The 13,129-nt window shown below is 63.9% G+C and carries 17 protein-coding genes; 9 read left to right on the top strand and 8 right to left on the bottom strand.

The features are described from left to right. The first annotated feature begins 39 nt into the window (after positions 1–39). Positions 40–396: a PadR family transcriptional regulator gene (locus AUR64_RS06195; protein WP_058581086.1), complete on the top strand. Its 357-nt coding sequence runs from the start codon at positions 40–42 to the stop codon at positions 394–396. Here AUR64_RS06195 and AUR64_RS06190 read toward each other — a convergent pair. Both AUR64_RS06190 and rnhA read right to left on the bottom strand, forming a co-directional pair. Further along, positions 377–943, bottom strand: coding sequence for a DUF7108 family protein (locus AUR64_RS06190; protein ID WP_058581085.1), 567 nt, complete (start codon positions 941–943; stop codon positions 377–379). The genes AUR64_RS06195 and AUR64_RS06190 overlap by 20 nt on opposite strands. Further along, positions 936–1,529: a ribonuclease HI gene (gene rnhA / locus AUR64_RS06185; RefSeq protein ID WP_058581084.1), complete on the bottom strand. Its 594-nt coding sequence runs from the start codon at positions 1,527–1,529 to the stop codon at positions 936–938. Before rnhA ends, AUR64_RS06190 begins: the two co-directional genes overlap by 8 nt. Before the next feature lie 146 nt (positions 1,530–1,675). Between rnhA and AUR64_RS06180 the strand changes: the two genes are divergently transcribed. The 3 genes from AUR64_RS06180 (at position 1,676) to AUR64_RS06170 (ending at position 4,371) form a co-directional block, all read left to right on the top strand. Beyond that, complete coding sequence (locus tag AUR64_RS06180; RefSeq protein ID WP_058581083.1) at positions 1,676–2,644, top strand: transcription initiation factor IIB; 969 nt, start codon at positions 1,676–1,678, stop codon at positions 2,642–2,644. A 214-nt stretch (positions 2,645–2,858) separates the two neighbouring features. Then, positions 2,859–4,157, top strand: coding sequence for a DNA repair protein NreA (nreA, locus tag AUR64_RS06175; protein WP_058581082.1), 1,299 nt, complete (start codon positions 2,859–2,861; stop codon positions 4,155–4,157). Between the two features lie 31 nt (positions 4,158–4,188). Then, positions 4,189–4,371, top strand: a complete 183-nt coding sequence (locus AUR64_RS06170) for a hypothetical protein (RefSeq protein WP_058581081.1) — start codon at positions 4,189–4,191, stop codon at positions 4,369–4,371. Between the two features lie 66 nt (positions 4,372–4,437). Here AUR64_RS06170 and AUR64_RS06165 read toward each other — a convergent pair whose 3' ends face one another. Further along, positions 4,438–4,887 carry a DUF302 domain-containing protein gene (locus tag AUR64_RS06165; RefSeq protein WP_058581080.1) on the bottom strand — a complete coding sequence of 150 codons (450 nt, stop codon included), beginning with the start codon at positions 4,885–4,887 and terminating at the stop codon, positions 4,438–4,440. Between the two features lie 42 nt (positions 4,888–4,929). Beyond that, positions 4,930–5,217 carry a DUF5789 family protein gene (locus tag AUR64_RS06160; protein WP_058581079.1) on the bottom strand — a complete coding sequence of 96 codons (288 nt, stop codon included), beginning with the start codon at positions 5,215–5,217 and terminating at the stop codon, positions 4,930–4,932. Between the two features lie 179 nt (positions 5,218–5,396). Between AUR64_RS06160 and AUR64_RS06155 the strand changes: the two genes are divergently transcribed. Further along, positions 5,397–6,452, top strand: coding sequence for a DUF7139 domain-containing protein (locus tag AUR64_RS06155; RefSeq protein WP_058581078.1), 1,056 nt, complete (start codon positions 5,397–5,399; stop codon positions 6,450–6,452). A 22-nt stretch (positions 6,453–6,474) separates the two neighbouring features. On the opposite strand, the gene AUR64_RS06150 is transcribed toward AUR64_RS06155, so the two are convergent. The 3 genes from AUR64_RS06150 to AUR64_RS06140 form a co-directional block, all read right to left on the bottom strand. Continuing rightward, positions 6,475–6,945 carry a Mut7-C RNAse domain-containing protein gene (locus tag AUR64_RS06150; RefSeq protein WP_058581077.1) on the bottom strand — a complete coding sequence of 157 codons (471 nt, stop codon included), beginning with the start codon at positions 6,943–6,945 and terminating at the stop codon, positions 6,475–6,477. Position 6,946: 1 nt separating this feature from the next. Next, positions 6,947–8,695 carry a DNA polymerase/3'-5' exonuclease PolX gene (gene polX, locus AUR64_RS06145; RefSeq protein WP_058581824.1) on the bottom strand — a complete coding sequence of 583 codons (1,749 nt, stop codon included), beginning with the start codon at positions 8,693–8,695 and terminating at the stop codon, positions 6,947–6,949. Positions 8,696–8,762: 67 nt separating this feature from the next. Beyond that, positions 8,763–9,200: a DUF5788 family protein gene (locus tag AUR64_RS06140; protein ID WP_058581823.1), complete on the bottom strand. Its 438-nt coding sequence runs from the start codon at positions 9,198–9,200 to the stop codon at positions 8,763–8,765. A 149-nt stretch (positions 9,201–9,349) separates the two neighbouring features. Between AUR64_RS06140 and AUR64_RS06135 the strand changes: the two genes are divergently transcribed. Continuing rightward, the gene (locus tag AUR64_RS06135) at positions 9,350–10,693 is read left to right on the top strand and encodes an alkaline phosphatase family protein (RefSeq protein ID WP_058581076.1); all 1,344 of its coding nucleotides are present in this window, start codon (positions 9,350–9,352) and stop codon (positions 10,691–10,693) included. A gap of 20 nt (positions 10,694–10,713) precedes the next feature. Continuing rightward, positions 10,714–11,004, top strand: a complete 291-nt coding sequence (locus tag AUR64_RS06130; protein WP_058581075.1) for a hypothetical protein — start codon at positions 10,714–10,716, stop codon at positions 11,002–11,004. Between the two features lie 3 nt (positions 11,005–11,007). Here the strand turns inward: AUR64_RS06130 and AUR64_RS06125 are convergent, their stop codons facing one another. Next, positions 11,008–12,087, bottom strand: coding sequence for a tubulin/FtsZ family protein (locus tag AUR64_RS06125; RefSeq protein ID WP_058581074.1), 1,080 nt, complete (start codon positions 12,085–12,087; stop codon positions 11,008–11,010). A gap of 77 nt (positions 12,088–12,164) precedes the next feature. Here AUR64_RS06125 and AUR64_RS06120 point away from each other — a divergent pair, with 77 nt between their 5' ends. Together AUR64_RS06120 and AUR64_RS06115 are read left to right on the top strand one after the other, a co-directional pair. After that, positions 12,165–12,647, top strand: a complete 483-nt coding sequence (locus AUR64_RS06120; protein WP_058581073.1) for a DUF7310 family coiled-coil domain-containing protein — start codon at positions 12,165–12,167, stop codon at positions 12,645–12,647. Next, positions 12,644–13,120 (top strand): DUF7311 family protein, encoded by a 477-nt coding sequence (locus AUR64_RS06115; RefSeq protein WP_071391252.1) that lies wholly within the window; start codon positions 12,644–12,646, stop codon positions 13,118–13,120. The genes AUR64_RS06120 and AUR64_RS06115 overlap by 4 nt, the downstream gene beginning before the upstream one ends. Positions 13,121–13,129: the final 9 nt, after the last annotated feature.

Here is a 13,129-nt window from a genome sequence, read left to right as displayed (position 1 = left end):
TTGAGAAGCGTTAAATAGTAAGGTGACATTTTAGTACGTATGTCAGAGGCACAAACAATCAGCGACTCCGGCAGCGTCCGCGACTTAACCGCGTTCCAACAGAATATCCTCGTTATTCTCGCCGAGGAACCCATGTACGGCCTCGCGATCAAGCGTGAACTTGAGTCGTACTACGGCACTGAGGTCAACCACGGTCGTCTCTACCCCAACCTCGACGACCTCGTCGAGATGGACCTCGTCGAGAAGAGCGAACTCGACAAGCGGACGAACCAGTACGAACTGACCGAGACCGGGCACTCGGCAGTGCTGGACCGTCTCGACTGGATGCTCTCGAAGTTCGTCACGGACGAAACCCGGGCAGACGAAGTTCGCGACGTTATCGAGACGTACGAGTAACTCCGGGGAACGGCTCTCCGGCCGCCTCGAACAGCAGTTCGAGCGACTCACGAACTTTCGTTTTTTGCGCCGCAGTCGGCCAAGAGTTACGCGGATAGTACTCGGTCAGAAACTCCCGTAGCTCCCGCGTTCCGGCCGTCTCGACCCGCCGGACGTAGTGGTTGCCCATGAAATCGGCGAACGCTCTGGCGTTGGCCGCGTGGTCTTCGCCTGCCGTCTCTTCGACAGTGGCGACTAACTGCGAGTTGTGTTCCTCTATCGCCGCCCACTCGTCCTCCTCGCCGGTTCCCGACAGCGACAGTTCTACCGCTCTGTCCGTGTCGTCGATACGGTCGAGGACGACGGTGCCGTCGTCGTCGATCCACTCCACCGGGTACAGTATGAGCGTGTCGTCGGCCTCGCGGTAGCGGGCGGTGTACCCGTGTTCGGAGAGCGACGATTCGCGTCGCTCTCGGTACGCCTCCGCCTCGTTCGAATCGACGGCGTCGCGTGCGAGTCGAGTCAGTCGTTCGGCGGTCGTCTGGACGTCTTCGGGGAGTTCAGCCATCGTCTAAGGCCTCGTTCGCCAACTTGTCGGCGCGTTCGTTTATCTCTCGCGGGACGTGTTCGAGCGTCCACCGGTCGAAGTTCATGAGCAGTTCGTTCGCTTTCACCCGTCGCTCGCGGAGTCCGGGGTCGTTCGTCTTCCACTCGCCGCGGACCTGCTTGACGACGAGTTGGGAGTCGCCGCGTACGTCGGCCTCGGCGAGGCCGTAGTTACTCGCCGCCTCCAGCGCCGTGATGAGTGCCTCGTACTCCGCGCGGTTGTTCGTCGTCTCGCCGATTCGCTCGGAGCCTTCGGCGACGATTCCGTCGCTCGTCACGATGGCCCACCCGATGGCGGCCGGACCGGGGTTGCCCCGACTCGCACCGTCGAAGTAGACGTGCCCCCGCCCGCCACCTTCCCGCAGCAACAGCGTGAGGTCGGAGGGGCTCCCCCCCTGTACGACGACTTTCGAGTCGTAGGCGACGGCGACGGCGTCGCCGCGAGTCGCACGCCACTGTTCGTGGTCGGTGTTGCCCGCAGAGACGTCGACGCCGGCAGCCACCAGTCGCTCTCGGGCCGCCTCGACGTCGCATTCGATAGTCGGCATCGACGGAGATGCGGGCGCTCGGGTGAAAACCGGTTCGTCTTCCGTCGCTGTTCTCACCGTGGAGACGTCTCTCGATTTCCGCAACCTATCAACTAACTAGGTGACGCAGATTTTAACAACCTCCAGTCTACTATCACATAAACACGATGGCAGGACCCACTCGTGAGCGGCGGCGCGAGCGGCGACGAACGCGGGACGAGTCGGCCAACGAAGAAGCTGACGCCGACGAACTCGACGACGTCGACCCCGACGACCTCGTTCGGACGGCCGACGGCGACCTTATCCACGAGGAGACTGGACTGGTCGTCGAAGAGCAGAACATCGACCGAGGGCCGGAGTGGCGGGCGTTCAACCACTCCGAGCGCCAGTCGAAATCCCGCGTCGGTGCACCTATCACCGAGACGATGCACGACAAGGGACTGACGACGACTATCGACTGGAAAGACAAAGACGCCTACGGGCGTTCGCTCTCCTCGGAGAAGCGTTCACAGATGCACCGCCTCCGCAAGTGGCAAGAGCGCATTCGAACCAAAGACGCCGGCGAGCGTAACCTCCAGTTCGCGCTCTCCGAAATCGACCGCATGTCCTCGGCGCTCGGCGTTCCGCGGTCGGTCCGCGAAGTCGCGTCGGTCATCTATCGACGGGCGCTGAAAGAGGACCTCATTCGCGGCCGTTCTATCGAGGGTGTCTCGACGAGCGCGCTCTACGCCGCCTGTCGGCAGGAAGGAATCCCGCGGAGCCTCGAAGAGGTATCGGAGGTGTCGCGTGTCGAACGCAAGGAAATCGGTCGGACGTACCGCTACGTCTCTCAAGAACTCGGCCTCGAACTCGAACCGGTCGACCCAAAACAGTACGTTCCGCGCTTTGCCTCCGCACTCGACCTCTCAGAGGAAGTACAGGGGAAGGCGAACGAGATAATCGACGAGACGGCCGAACAGGGTCTGCTCTCGGGCAAGTCACCGACCGGCTACGCGGCGGCAGCGATTTACGCGGCCTCGTTGCTCTGTAACGAGAAGAAGACTCAGCGCGAAGTCGCCGACGTCGCACAGGTGACCGAAGTCACCATCCGAAACCGGTACCAAGAGCAAATCGAAGCGATGGGCATCCCGAGCTAAAGTTTAGATACGAGAGCGGACCCATCCGACCGTGTGTTCTGACGCCTGACCGACGGCCGACTGTGGGTGTGCGATTCGCCGGTCGTCGACGTGGAGCCACCAGCAAGACGTTCGTCGCTCGCGTTGCTGGGAACTCGACCGAATCGCCTGCTCGCAATCGCCCGCCGTAGCGACATGCCGAACCTTCTTACCCGCTTGGCGGGTAACTCAGCCGATGCGGCTCGACGACTACATCGAGTTCGAGGCGAACGAACGCGCCGAGCGACGGCGCTTGGCGATGGAGAAGTCCTACGCCATCGTCGACCACCTCGAATCCTTCCAACATCGGTTCGACGAGCGGGTACAGGGTGACTCGCTGTTCGGGAGCGTCTCACCGTCTATCTTCGTCGGCCGCGCGAACTACCCGAACGTCTCGACGGGCATTCTGTCGCCCGTCGGCTTCGAATCCGACGCTGCCTCCTTCGAGACCAGCGGTGCGTGGTACGACGAAGGCGTCGGCATCGAAGACGTGTTTCGACGCCGGACGAGTCTGCTGAACTCGAACCAACCGGCGGACGTGAAAGTCGGCGCGGACACCAACGTCCACGACGCGTGGGACGGGTTTCTCGGCGTCCAACGCGAGGTTGCCATCGCCGACCGGCCGGTGTCGGTCGAAATCGGACTCGACGGCGCACCCGAAATCGACTTCGACGTCGGCCGCGACGACGTGGCGACGCCGACCGGCCCGCGCGCCCGAGCGCAGTCGGCCGACTTAGCCGAAAACCCCCACGTCCCCCGTCCGGTGAAGAAAACGCTCGAAGACGACGACTGGCAGGCACAGGGGGCGATGACGTACCTCTATCGCCGGGGATTCGACGTGTACGACATCAACAGCGTCCTCTCGGCAGGGGCGCTCGGCGAGTCCGCGAGTCGTCGCCTCGTCCCGACGCGGTGGTCTATCACCGCCGTCGACGACACCGTCGGTCAGTATCTCCGCGGGACAGTTCGTGACGCGCCGAGCGTCGACTCCGTGCAGGTGTGGCGCAACGAGTATCTCGGCAACGCGTTCTGGGTGATTCTCGCCCCCGGCCAGTGGGAGTACGAACTCGTCGAAATGAAAGCGCCGGGAAGCATCTGGAACCCCGACCCCGAGTCGGGGATGTGGCTCTCCAGCGACCGCGAAGGGTTCGAGGGCCGAACGCAGTACGTCGACGAGACGGCAGGCGCGTACTACGCCGCTCGACTGGGCGTACTCGAACATCTCTCGAACATCGGTCGGCAAGCGAAAGTACTCGTCGTTCGACACGTCTCCGACGACTACTGGGGACCGGTCGGCGTCTGGCAGGTCCGCGAGTCCGTCCGCCACGCCTTCGAGGGCGAACACGGCGAGAGCGAGACGTTCGCCGACGCGGTGCGAGAGGTGTCGAATCTCCTCCCGGTGTCGATGGCGGACCTCCGGCGAAAGTCCGCGATGGTCGCCGGCTTACAGACGAATCTCACGGACTTCGGTGTCGGCAGTTCGGACGACGATTAGCTACTTGTAACTTGATTGAGTAGTTCGGGCGATGCTCCCACTCCAAGCGATTCCCGGCGGTCCAGAGCTGTTGATTTTCGTGTTCATCGGCGTGTTCTATCTGCTGACGGCACTCGTGCCGCTTATCGCGCTGTATCTGCTGTACAAGATTCGGAAAGACACGGCGTCGATGGCCGAGTCACTGGAACGAATCGCCGCGGAGAACCGGCCGTAGTCGCCGACATCGCGTCGATATTCGGCCGAGTTGGACAACGTCGTCTCGTGGGTCGACAGGGTCCGACTACGCCGTGTCGAGGTTCGCGTACGCGTCGTCGACCAACTCGCCGGTGTCGGCGATGATATCGGCCATCTCCCCGTCGTCGGGTGCGATACCCGCGAGGCGAGCGACGCGCATGATGCTCACGTGGTACACCGTCTGCACGCCGGGTTCTTCCTCCCAGACGACGACGTTGCAGGGGAAGAGCGCGCCCATCTTCTTATCGGAGGCGTCGAGCGCTCTGTCGGCCATGTTTGGGTTGCACGCGCCGAGTACGTAGTACGGGTCACGCCCGGCGTCGACTTTCTCGTTGAGCATCTCCGACGGTGAGAACTCGGTGGCGATGCCGAAGCCAGCATTCAAAAACACGTCGCGGACGTGTTCGACGGCTTCCTCGTGGTCCATGTGGAGCGTCGCACGCTTCTCGCCGATGTCGCCGGCGTCGAGTGCAGACGGGTCGATTGGGAGCGCCATAGCTCACTATCCGTGTGTCGGCGCAAAAAGCGACGTGGTCGGTCAGTTCGAGGTCTCGACAGGTTCGTCGCCGACGACGGCGTGAACCTTGCTCACGAACGTCTGGCGAGTGTCGAAGTACGTGTCGTCGATGCGGTCGAGGACGTCCGAGAGCGTCTGTGCGCCGCTCGGCGTCCGGATGACTGCGTCGCCCTCTTTCTGTCGGATGCTACTCGCCTGCTGCGGCCAGGTCAGTCGGGAGGCGACCTGCGCCAGCGGTGCGCCGTCGACCGGTTCGCCGTCGCCGAGTTCGACGACTGGTCCCTCGTCTTCGGCATCGTCGTCAGCCATACCCGGCGGTTTGCCACCGCCGACATTAATCTCTTCGACCCGCCTCCGGCGACAGCCTCGCTCGACCGACCGGACGAAGCGCGCAGAGGGTCCGTTCGGGACACTTCGGAGCTCTCTGAAGCGCGTGTCTGACGCGTGTCTGACGCATCGTTTTGTGGGGGGGTTACGTAGCCGCGGCCATGACGAGTCTCTCGGAGGCGTACAGAGCGGGAACGAGACACGCGAGTTCCCGTCGACTGTACGCGGGAGCGGGACTGTTTCTCGCCGGCGCACTGCTCGTAGTTCTTGGTATCCTCGCCGCGACGACGAACTTCCTCGTCGGTGCGGAGGCCCCGCTCTGGCAGGCGCGGGAACTCGGAATCACCCTCGGCGGCCTCGGCGTCCCGGCGGTGTTTCTGGGTATCTTCGCCATCCTGCCTGCCGGGCGTCGAACCCGCTTTGCGGCCGTCGTCGGCGCGCTCGTGACGCTCGCCGGCGTTGCGCTGTTCTGGGAGGCGTACCCCTGTCAGTGGTCCGGAGCGGTCTGTCCGGGCGTGCAGGGTCCGGAGCTCACCCTTCCCACCGTCGGTCTGTACTTCGTCGGCAGCGTGACCACGTTCTGGTGTCTGTTCGCCGGCGTCGCTAACTTCAAGACGCGAAACGACCCCGGCGGGACAGTCCGGATGGAGATTACTCGACAGGGCGAGACGAAAATCGTCGAAGTCGAACGGCCAGTCGCCGGCGGCATGGGCGGTATCGGACTGCTCGGTGCGACGCCCGACGGCGAAGTCGAGACACAGACGAACCAATCGACGAACGCGTCTGCCGACGATGTCGACACCGTCGGCAACGTCAGCAACGTTGGCAGCAACCACGGCTCGCAGACCGCCCATCGTGGCGGGTCATCGGTGTCGAACAGCCGAACGACCGGGACCGACTCCACGGGGTCGTCGGGATGGAACTCCGTCACGAGTTCGACGGTCAGCGACGGCGGTGCGACCGACGCGGACATCTACTCGCCACTCGACGACCCCGTCCCCGGCGACGCCGAGGTCATGTCTTCGAACTCGACGGAGACGCCGAGCCAGCCGCGCCAACCGAAAGGCGACAGCTACTGCGGGAGCTGCACACACTTCCAGTACGTCCGAACGGAACACGGCATGCAACCGTACTGCCACCACCACAGCGAACTGATGGACGACATGGCCGCCTGTGAGGAGTGGACCAGTCGGAGCGAAGACGAGAACCGCCGCTGAAGTCGAAGCGACTCGAATCGGCTCAAATCGACGCCAACGTCTCTTCTACGTCGTCCCAGTGACTCCCCTTCCAGAAGTGCTGTCCACAGCGAATACACCGAAACACTGCCTGCTCGGCCGAGTCCGGGGCGTATTCGGGTGTCCTCTCGTTGTCGCCGACGCGTTCGACCGGCCCGTTACACTGTCCACAGCGCGCCGGTCGGTCATCGAGTGTGAGGTCGAAGCCGGCGTCTCGGAGTTCGCGTAACTGGTCGGCGACGACACGCGACTGGAGAAGAACACCGTCGTTTGCGCGTTCGGCGAGTTGTACGTCGCGCGTGAGGAGTCGACGATTCTCCGTCTCAGCGAGTGCCAGCAGTCGCTCGTCGGCCTCTATCTCCCTGTCGAGCGCGTAGACGGCGTCGTAACCACACATCCGCAAGTAGACGGCGAGTTTTCCGAGCATCACGTCGAGCAGCAGGGAAGTGCTGGTCGACGCTGTCTTTTCGCTCATCTCAGTGGAGGAACTCGCGGAGGCCCGTCGCTTCGCGCGTGTTGAGGATGTCAGCCGATTCTGCCCACCCGCGACGCGCGGTGTGAACGCCGTAGCGGACGTTCTCGAACTCGCCGGGACTATGCGCGTCGGTGTTGACGGCGATGGTCGCGCCCGCGTCGACGGCGACACTGACGACTTCGCCCCAGAGGTCCAGTCTCGCGGGGTTCGCGTTGATTTCGAGCGCGGTGTCGTGTTCGGCCGCCGCGGCGGCGAGTCGGTCGAAGTCCACGTCGAGTCCCGCACGTTGGTTGATGAGTCGGCCGGTCGGATGACCGAGCACGTCGACCGACGGATGCTCGACGGCGGCGACGAGGCGCTCCGTGGCTTCCTCACGCCCTTGGTCGAGTGCGCTGTGCGGCGAAGCGACGACGATGTCGAGTTCGGCGAGCAGGTCGTCGTCGACGGAGATACCGCCCTCGGCGTCGATATTGGCTTCCACGCCGTGGAACACCTCGATGTCGGCGTTCTCGCGCGCGGCTTCGACGGCGTCCATCTGCTCTCTGAGTTCGTCGTCGGAGAGGCCGACGCCGCCGACCATCCCCGGGCCGGTCGCGTGGTCGGTGACGCAGTGGTAGTCGTAGCCGCGTTCTTCGGCGGCGGCGACCATCTCCTCGATGCTGTTTCCGCCGTCGGACCAGTCGGTGTGGGTGTGCAGGTCGCCGCGAATCTCGCCCTCTTCGACGAGGTCGGGGAGCGTTCCGTTCTGTGCCGCCTGAATCTCGCCGTGGTCCTCGCGGAGTTCCGGCGGGATGACGGGCAAATCGAGCGCCTCGTAGATTTCGGCCTCGGTACGGCCGCCGACTCTGTCGCCGACGCGTTGGCCCGCGTCGGGGTCCGCTACTTCGGAAATATCGAAGATTCCGTACTCGTTTATCTTCAGGTCGCGGTCGATAGCGACGTTTCGGAGTTGGATGTTGTGGTCGCGGCTTCCGGTGAAGTACTGCAGCGCCGACCCGAACTCTTCGGGAACGACGACGCGGAGGTCGACCCGGATGCCGTTCGAGCGGATGCTCGCCTTGCTCTCGCCCGCTTCGATGACGCTGTCGGCGTTCGGCCAGTCCGTGAACGTCGATACGACCGACTCGTTTGCGTCGCTGGCGACGAGAACGTCCACGTCGCCGATGGTGTCGCGCCAGCGGCGAATCGACCCGGCGACTTCCGCCGATTCGACGCTGTCGTCGCCGCGGAGATACGCGAGCAACTCGTCGGCGACGGGGCGGGCGTCGCCGAGCAGTTCGCGCTCTTGGGACTGCCGGGCGAAGGGGATGTTGTCGAGGATGTTCTGCTCGGTTTTCGCACCGAATCCCTTCACTTCCTGTATCTCACCCGCTTCGGCGGCGGTCTCCAACTCGTCGAGCGTCGTGATTCCGAGCGCCTCGTAGAGGTCACCGACCGTCTTCGGGCCGACGCCTTCGACGCTCGTCAGCGCGACCATGTCGACCGGCAGGTCGGCGCGCAGTGCTTCGAGTTCCTCGATTTCGCCGGTTTCGACGTACTCGACTATTTTGCTGGAGATGGCGTCGCCGACCCCGTCTATCTCCTCGACGGCGTCTTGACTCTCTCCGGCGAGGTCGGCGACCGACCGGGGGTGACTGCGGATGTTCTCGGCGGCGCGGCGATACGTCTGCGGCTTGTAGTCGACGCCTTGTGCTTCGAGGAACTGTGCGAACTCTTCGAATCGGTCGGCGACTTCGGCGTTGGTCGTCATGCCGACCACCTCGCCGGCGCGGCCTCGGTGTTTCGTCGGGCGGTCGTGGCGTGTCGCACAGTCGTGCTCATCGTCGCATCCGCCCCCCGGAGTCGTCACGGCCGAGCGCCTGCCTGAGGAAGTTCATCCACCGTTTCTTGTCGGCGGCTTCCTGTAACTCCGCCTCTTGATTCAGGTCCGTCGGTCGGAGCGACTCCAGTGCGTTGAGCGCCCGGTCGATGCCGATAATGCTCTCGACGAGTTTTTCGCCTTCTTCGTAGCTCACTTGGTTGTTCTCGATTTTCTGGAACCGCTGGAGTCGCTCGCGGCGGAGGTTCTTCTTCGCCGTGTCGACGCGCTCTTTCTCACCGGGCGGGATAGTGTCGCGGCGCTTTATCTCGAAGACGAACTGGCGGAGGTCTATCTCCTCGCCTTGTACGTCGATGCGGTCGGGGATGTCAGCCCCGACCGTCGCCCCTTCGCGGTTGACCCGCTCCAACAACCGCTTCCGCTCGAACTCCTTCATACCGCTCGTTGCGTCGCTCGGCACTTCGCTCCTTCGCCCTCGGTACGGCAGACGCCAGCGGAAAGTGTCACAGGAGGGACCGACGGCGTCGGTTTCGGGCAGTGCAACTAAGGGAAGACTCTTTACGTTCTTCCACGGTATCCCGGGGTATGGGTTTGTTCGACCGACTGCGTGGTAACGACAATCCGCGCGTCGCTTTCATCGGTATCGACGGCGTTCCTTTCAGTCTTCTCGACGACCACCGCGACGAGTTCCCGAACTTCGCACGTCTGGCCGACGAAGGCACCGCCGGTGCCATCGACAGCATCGTCCCGCCGGAGTCGAGCGCCTGCTGGCCCGCGTTGACGACGGGTGTCAACCCCGGTGAGACGGGTGTCTACGGCTTCCAAGACCGCGAAATCGGCTCCTACGACACTTACGTCCCGATGGGCCGCGACGTACAGGCCACGCGCCTGTGGGACCGCGTCAGCGAGGCCGGCATGGACGCGACGGTGATGAACGTCCCCGTCACGTTCCCGCCGCAGCGAAACGTCCAGCGGATGGTTTCGGGCTTTCTCTCGCCGAGCGTCGACAAGGCGGCGCAACCGGACGAACTGCGCGACACGCTCAACTCGATGGGCTACCGCATCGACATGAACGCGAAACTCGGTCACGAGGAGGACAAAACCGAGTTCGTCGAGGACGCCCACGACACCATCGAAAAGCGGTTCAACGCGTTCGAGCACTACATCGAACAGGACGACTGGGACCTCTTCTTCGGCGTGTTCATGACGACCGACCGCGTCAACCACTTCCTGTTCAAAGACTACGAACGCGACGGGCCGAACAAGCAGGCGTTCATCGACTTCTACAAGCAGGTCGACGACTACATCGGCCAGATTCGGGAGATGCTCCCCGACGACGTGACGCTCGTCGTCGCCTCCGACCACGGGTTCACCTCGCTCGACTACGAGGTCCACTTCAACACGTGGCTCGAACAGAGCGGGTGGCTGAGCTACGAGAGCGACGACCACTCCGAACTCGGCGACATCGCCGACGACACGAAGGCGTACTCGCTCATCCCCGGCCGGTTCTACATCAACCTCGAAGGCCGCGAACCGCGCGGCAGCGTCCCCGACTCCGAGTACGAGCAGGTCCGCGCCGAACTCAAAGCCGAACTCGAAGCGCTCGAAGGCCCCGACGGGAAGAAGGTCTGCGAACGCGTCGTCGAACGCGAGGAAGCGTTCCGCGGCGACCACGAGGACATCGCTCCCGACCTCGTCGCCATCCCCGCTCACGGCTTCGACCTGAAAGCCGGCTTCAAGGGCCACGACGACGTGTTCGGCACCGGCCCGCGAAACGGGATGCACAGTTTCGACAACGCGACGCTGTTCGTCGACGACACCGAGGCGAACATCGGCGAGGCCGACCTGTTCGACATCGCGCCGACCATCCTCGACCTGATGGAGATAGAGTACGAACGCGCCGAACTCGACGGCGCGAGTCTCGTCTAAACGGCTGAGCGTCCGAACACGTGAGTTCGTTCTTTTCGATTCCGCTGTTCGGCAGTACGCCGGACGGTGCGGTGCTGACGGTTTTTCTGTTGCTCGCTGCGACAGCGTGGATAGTCCCTGTCGCCGGTTCTGTGTGGGTGTATCGGAACGCCGAGATGCGCACGGACACGAACTCGGAAGCGTGGACTCTTGCGACACTTCTCTCGGGAGGGCTTGCGATGGTACTCTACGTACTGATGCGTGGCGAAAAATCGCACTCGCCGACCGATTCGGACGAATCGACGGTCGACGAGGACCGAGACGACTTCTGAGGCTTACAACAACGAGTCTATCTCGTCGTTACTCCACATATCGACCGGGTCGGGTTTCTCTTCTTCAGATTCTTTCTGTGCTTGCTTCGCGCGCTCCATGAACTGCTGGAGTCGGTCGGAGCGTTCGACGCCGCCGAGCAGGATGAGCGCCGCGAGACGGCCGCTTTCGAGCGGGAAGTCGCCGCCGCGGACCTGCAGACTGCCGGTTTCCTCCTCGACCCATTTCCGCGCGCGTTCGACACCTTTCCGCGAGATGGTCTGTGCTTCCCCGGCGACGACGACGAGCGCCGAGTCTGCTTCTGTCGCTTCGGGGAGACTCGTCCCGGTGAGAAGCGACCGGCGGACGGTACTCATGATGGTGTTGATGTTGTCCTCGGCGTCTGCGCTGGCCTCCGAACTGGCGTAGCCGAGCGCCGCGACCCCACCCGAGCGGAGCGTGTTGATGATTTCCGAGGAGTCGACCACGGACTCGCCGACGCCTTCGGTCGCCTCACCAGAGGCGAGCAACAAGCCGACGCGCTGGGCGATAGCCTGATTGATGGCGTCGAACCCTTCCTCCATGCTCTCGCCGGAGGAGCGCCACGCGTCGTTGTCGACGAGAAGCACCGAGTCGGCTTCGCGGGCGACGGTCTTCAGCGAGCGACCGGCGTTGACCTGATACATCGAGCCTTCGTCGCGGCCGGGGAGAACGGCCAGACCGTAGACGGGCACGTCGTAGACGCGCTTGAGTTCCTTCACTAGGACGGGCATCCCACCGCTGCCGGTGCCGCCGCCGAGTCCGGCGACGACGAAGATGGCTTCCGCCTCGGCGGTGATGCGGCCGTCGAGTTCGCCCATCACTTCGCGGGCGTCCGACTGCATCACTTCCGCGCCGAGTTCGTTGTCGCCGCCGACGCCGTGGCCGTTCACTTTATCCTGCCCGACGAGCACCGTGTCGAGCGGAAGCGGTTGGAGGTCTGCTTTCGCGCTGTTGACTGCGAGTGCGCCCCGGACTGCACCGAAGCCCATCCGGGAGTCGAACTCGGCCAGCGCCGTGGCGAGTTTCCCACCAGCCTGTCCGACACCTATCAGGACGGTTTTCATATCTCATTCTATCAGGGTCCCATCTTCAAACTTCCCCCAGAGACTTATGAGAGAAAACGAGTCCAAAACGAAACACGATGTCCGACGAAACCGCACGAAGCGGCGGCGAGTCCACAAAAGCAAGTCACCACAGAACGCGTCTCGACCGTCTCGACACGCGCTTGAGCGCAGTCGAGCGGAGCGCGACGGGCGACGACAGTTCGGTCGCCGACCTCTCGGACGCCGCGGAACTCGACGCGCGACTCACCGCCGTCGAGGAAACAGACGCCGAGTTCGACGAGCGACTCTCGGAACTGGAGGCCGCGGTACAGGCGCTCAGAGGCTACGTCGGCGGTGTCCGAGCCGTCAACCGCGACGTCGAGCGCCGCGCCGACGCTGCCATCGCGGCCGTCGAGTCGATGGAGCGCGAGCGGTCCAGCAGCGATGCGGTCGCAGAAATCGTCAGTGAAGTCGACTCGGACACCTCGGACGACCGGGGTGCCAAATCGACCGAGTCAAGCGAACCCGGACCCGACGACTCCGGACAGGGACTCACCGCCCGCCTCAAAGAGACGTGGTGACGCGCTTCGTCGTCGCCGCCGTCCTCGCAGTTGCGCTCGTCGCCGCGTCGATGCCTGCGGTCGAAAGCGCCCGCATCGACCGGACCGCCGTCCACCTCGACGGGGAACTCACGAACATCGTCGACGCCGCTCGTGACCTTCCACAGACCGAGGACACGGTAGACGACTCTTCGCTCGCTGCCCGGCGCGTCGTCGCCGTCTCCGTCCCCGAGCGGTCGCTGACGAGCGCCCCCATCGACTACGTCGAACTCGACGGTCGGGGACCGACGACGAGCGCCTCGCTCAGCTATCGCTTGACGGGCCACGAGGAGACGACGTACCGCTTCACCCGAATTTCGCTCTCTACGCCGGATGGTCCAGTACGGCTCTCGACGGCGGGCATCCATCGCCTCTCCTTGGCACTCGTCGACCGAGGCGGACGGCCCGTCGTGACGCTCCGCCGTCTCGACCTCGGACGAGAAGAGTCGGGCTGAGGTTCAAAT

Origin of the sequence: Haloprofundus marisrubri (genome assembly GCF_001469955.1) — an archaeon.
GTDB lineage: Archaea > Halobacteriota > Halobacteria > Halobacteriales > Haloferacaceae > Haloprofundus > Haloprofundus marisrubri.
Note: the sequence above shows the minus strand (reverse complement) of the source record. Positions and strands in the feature narration are given on the sequence as shown.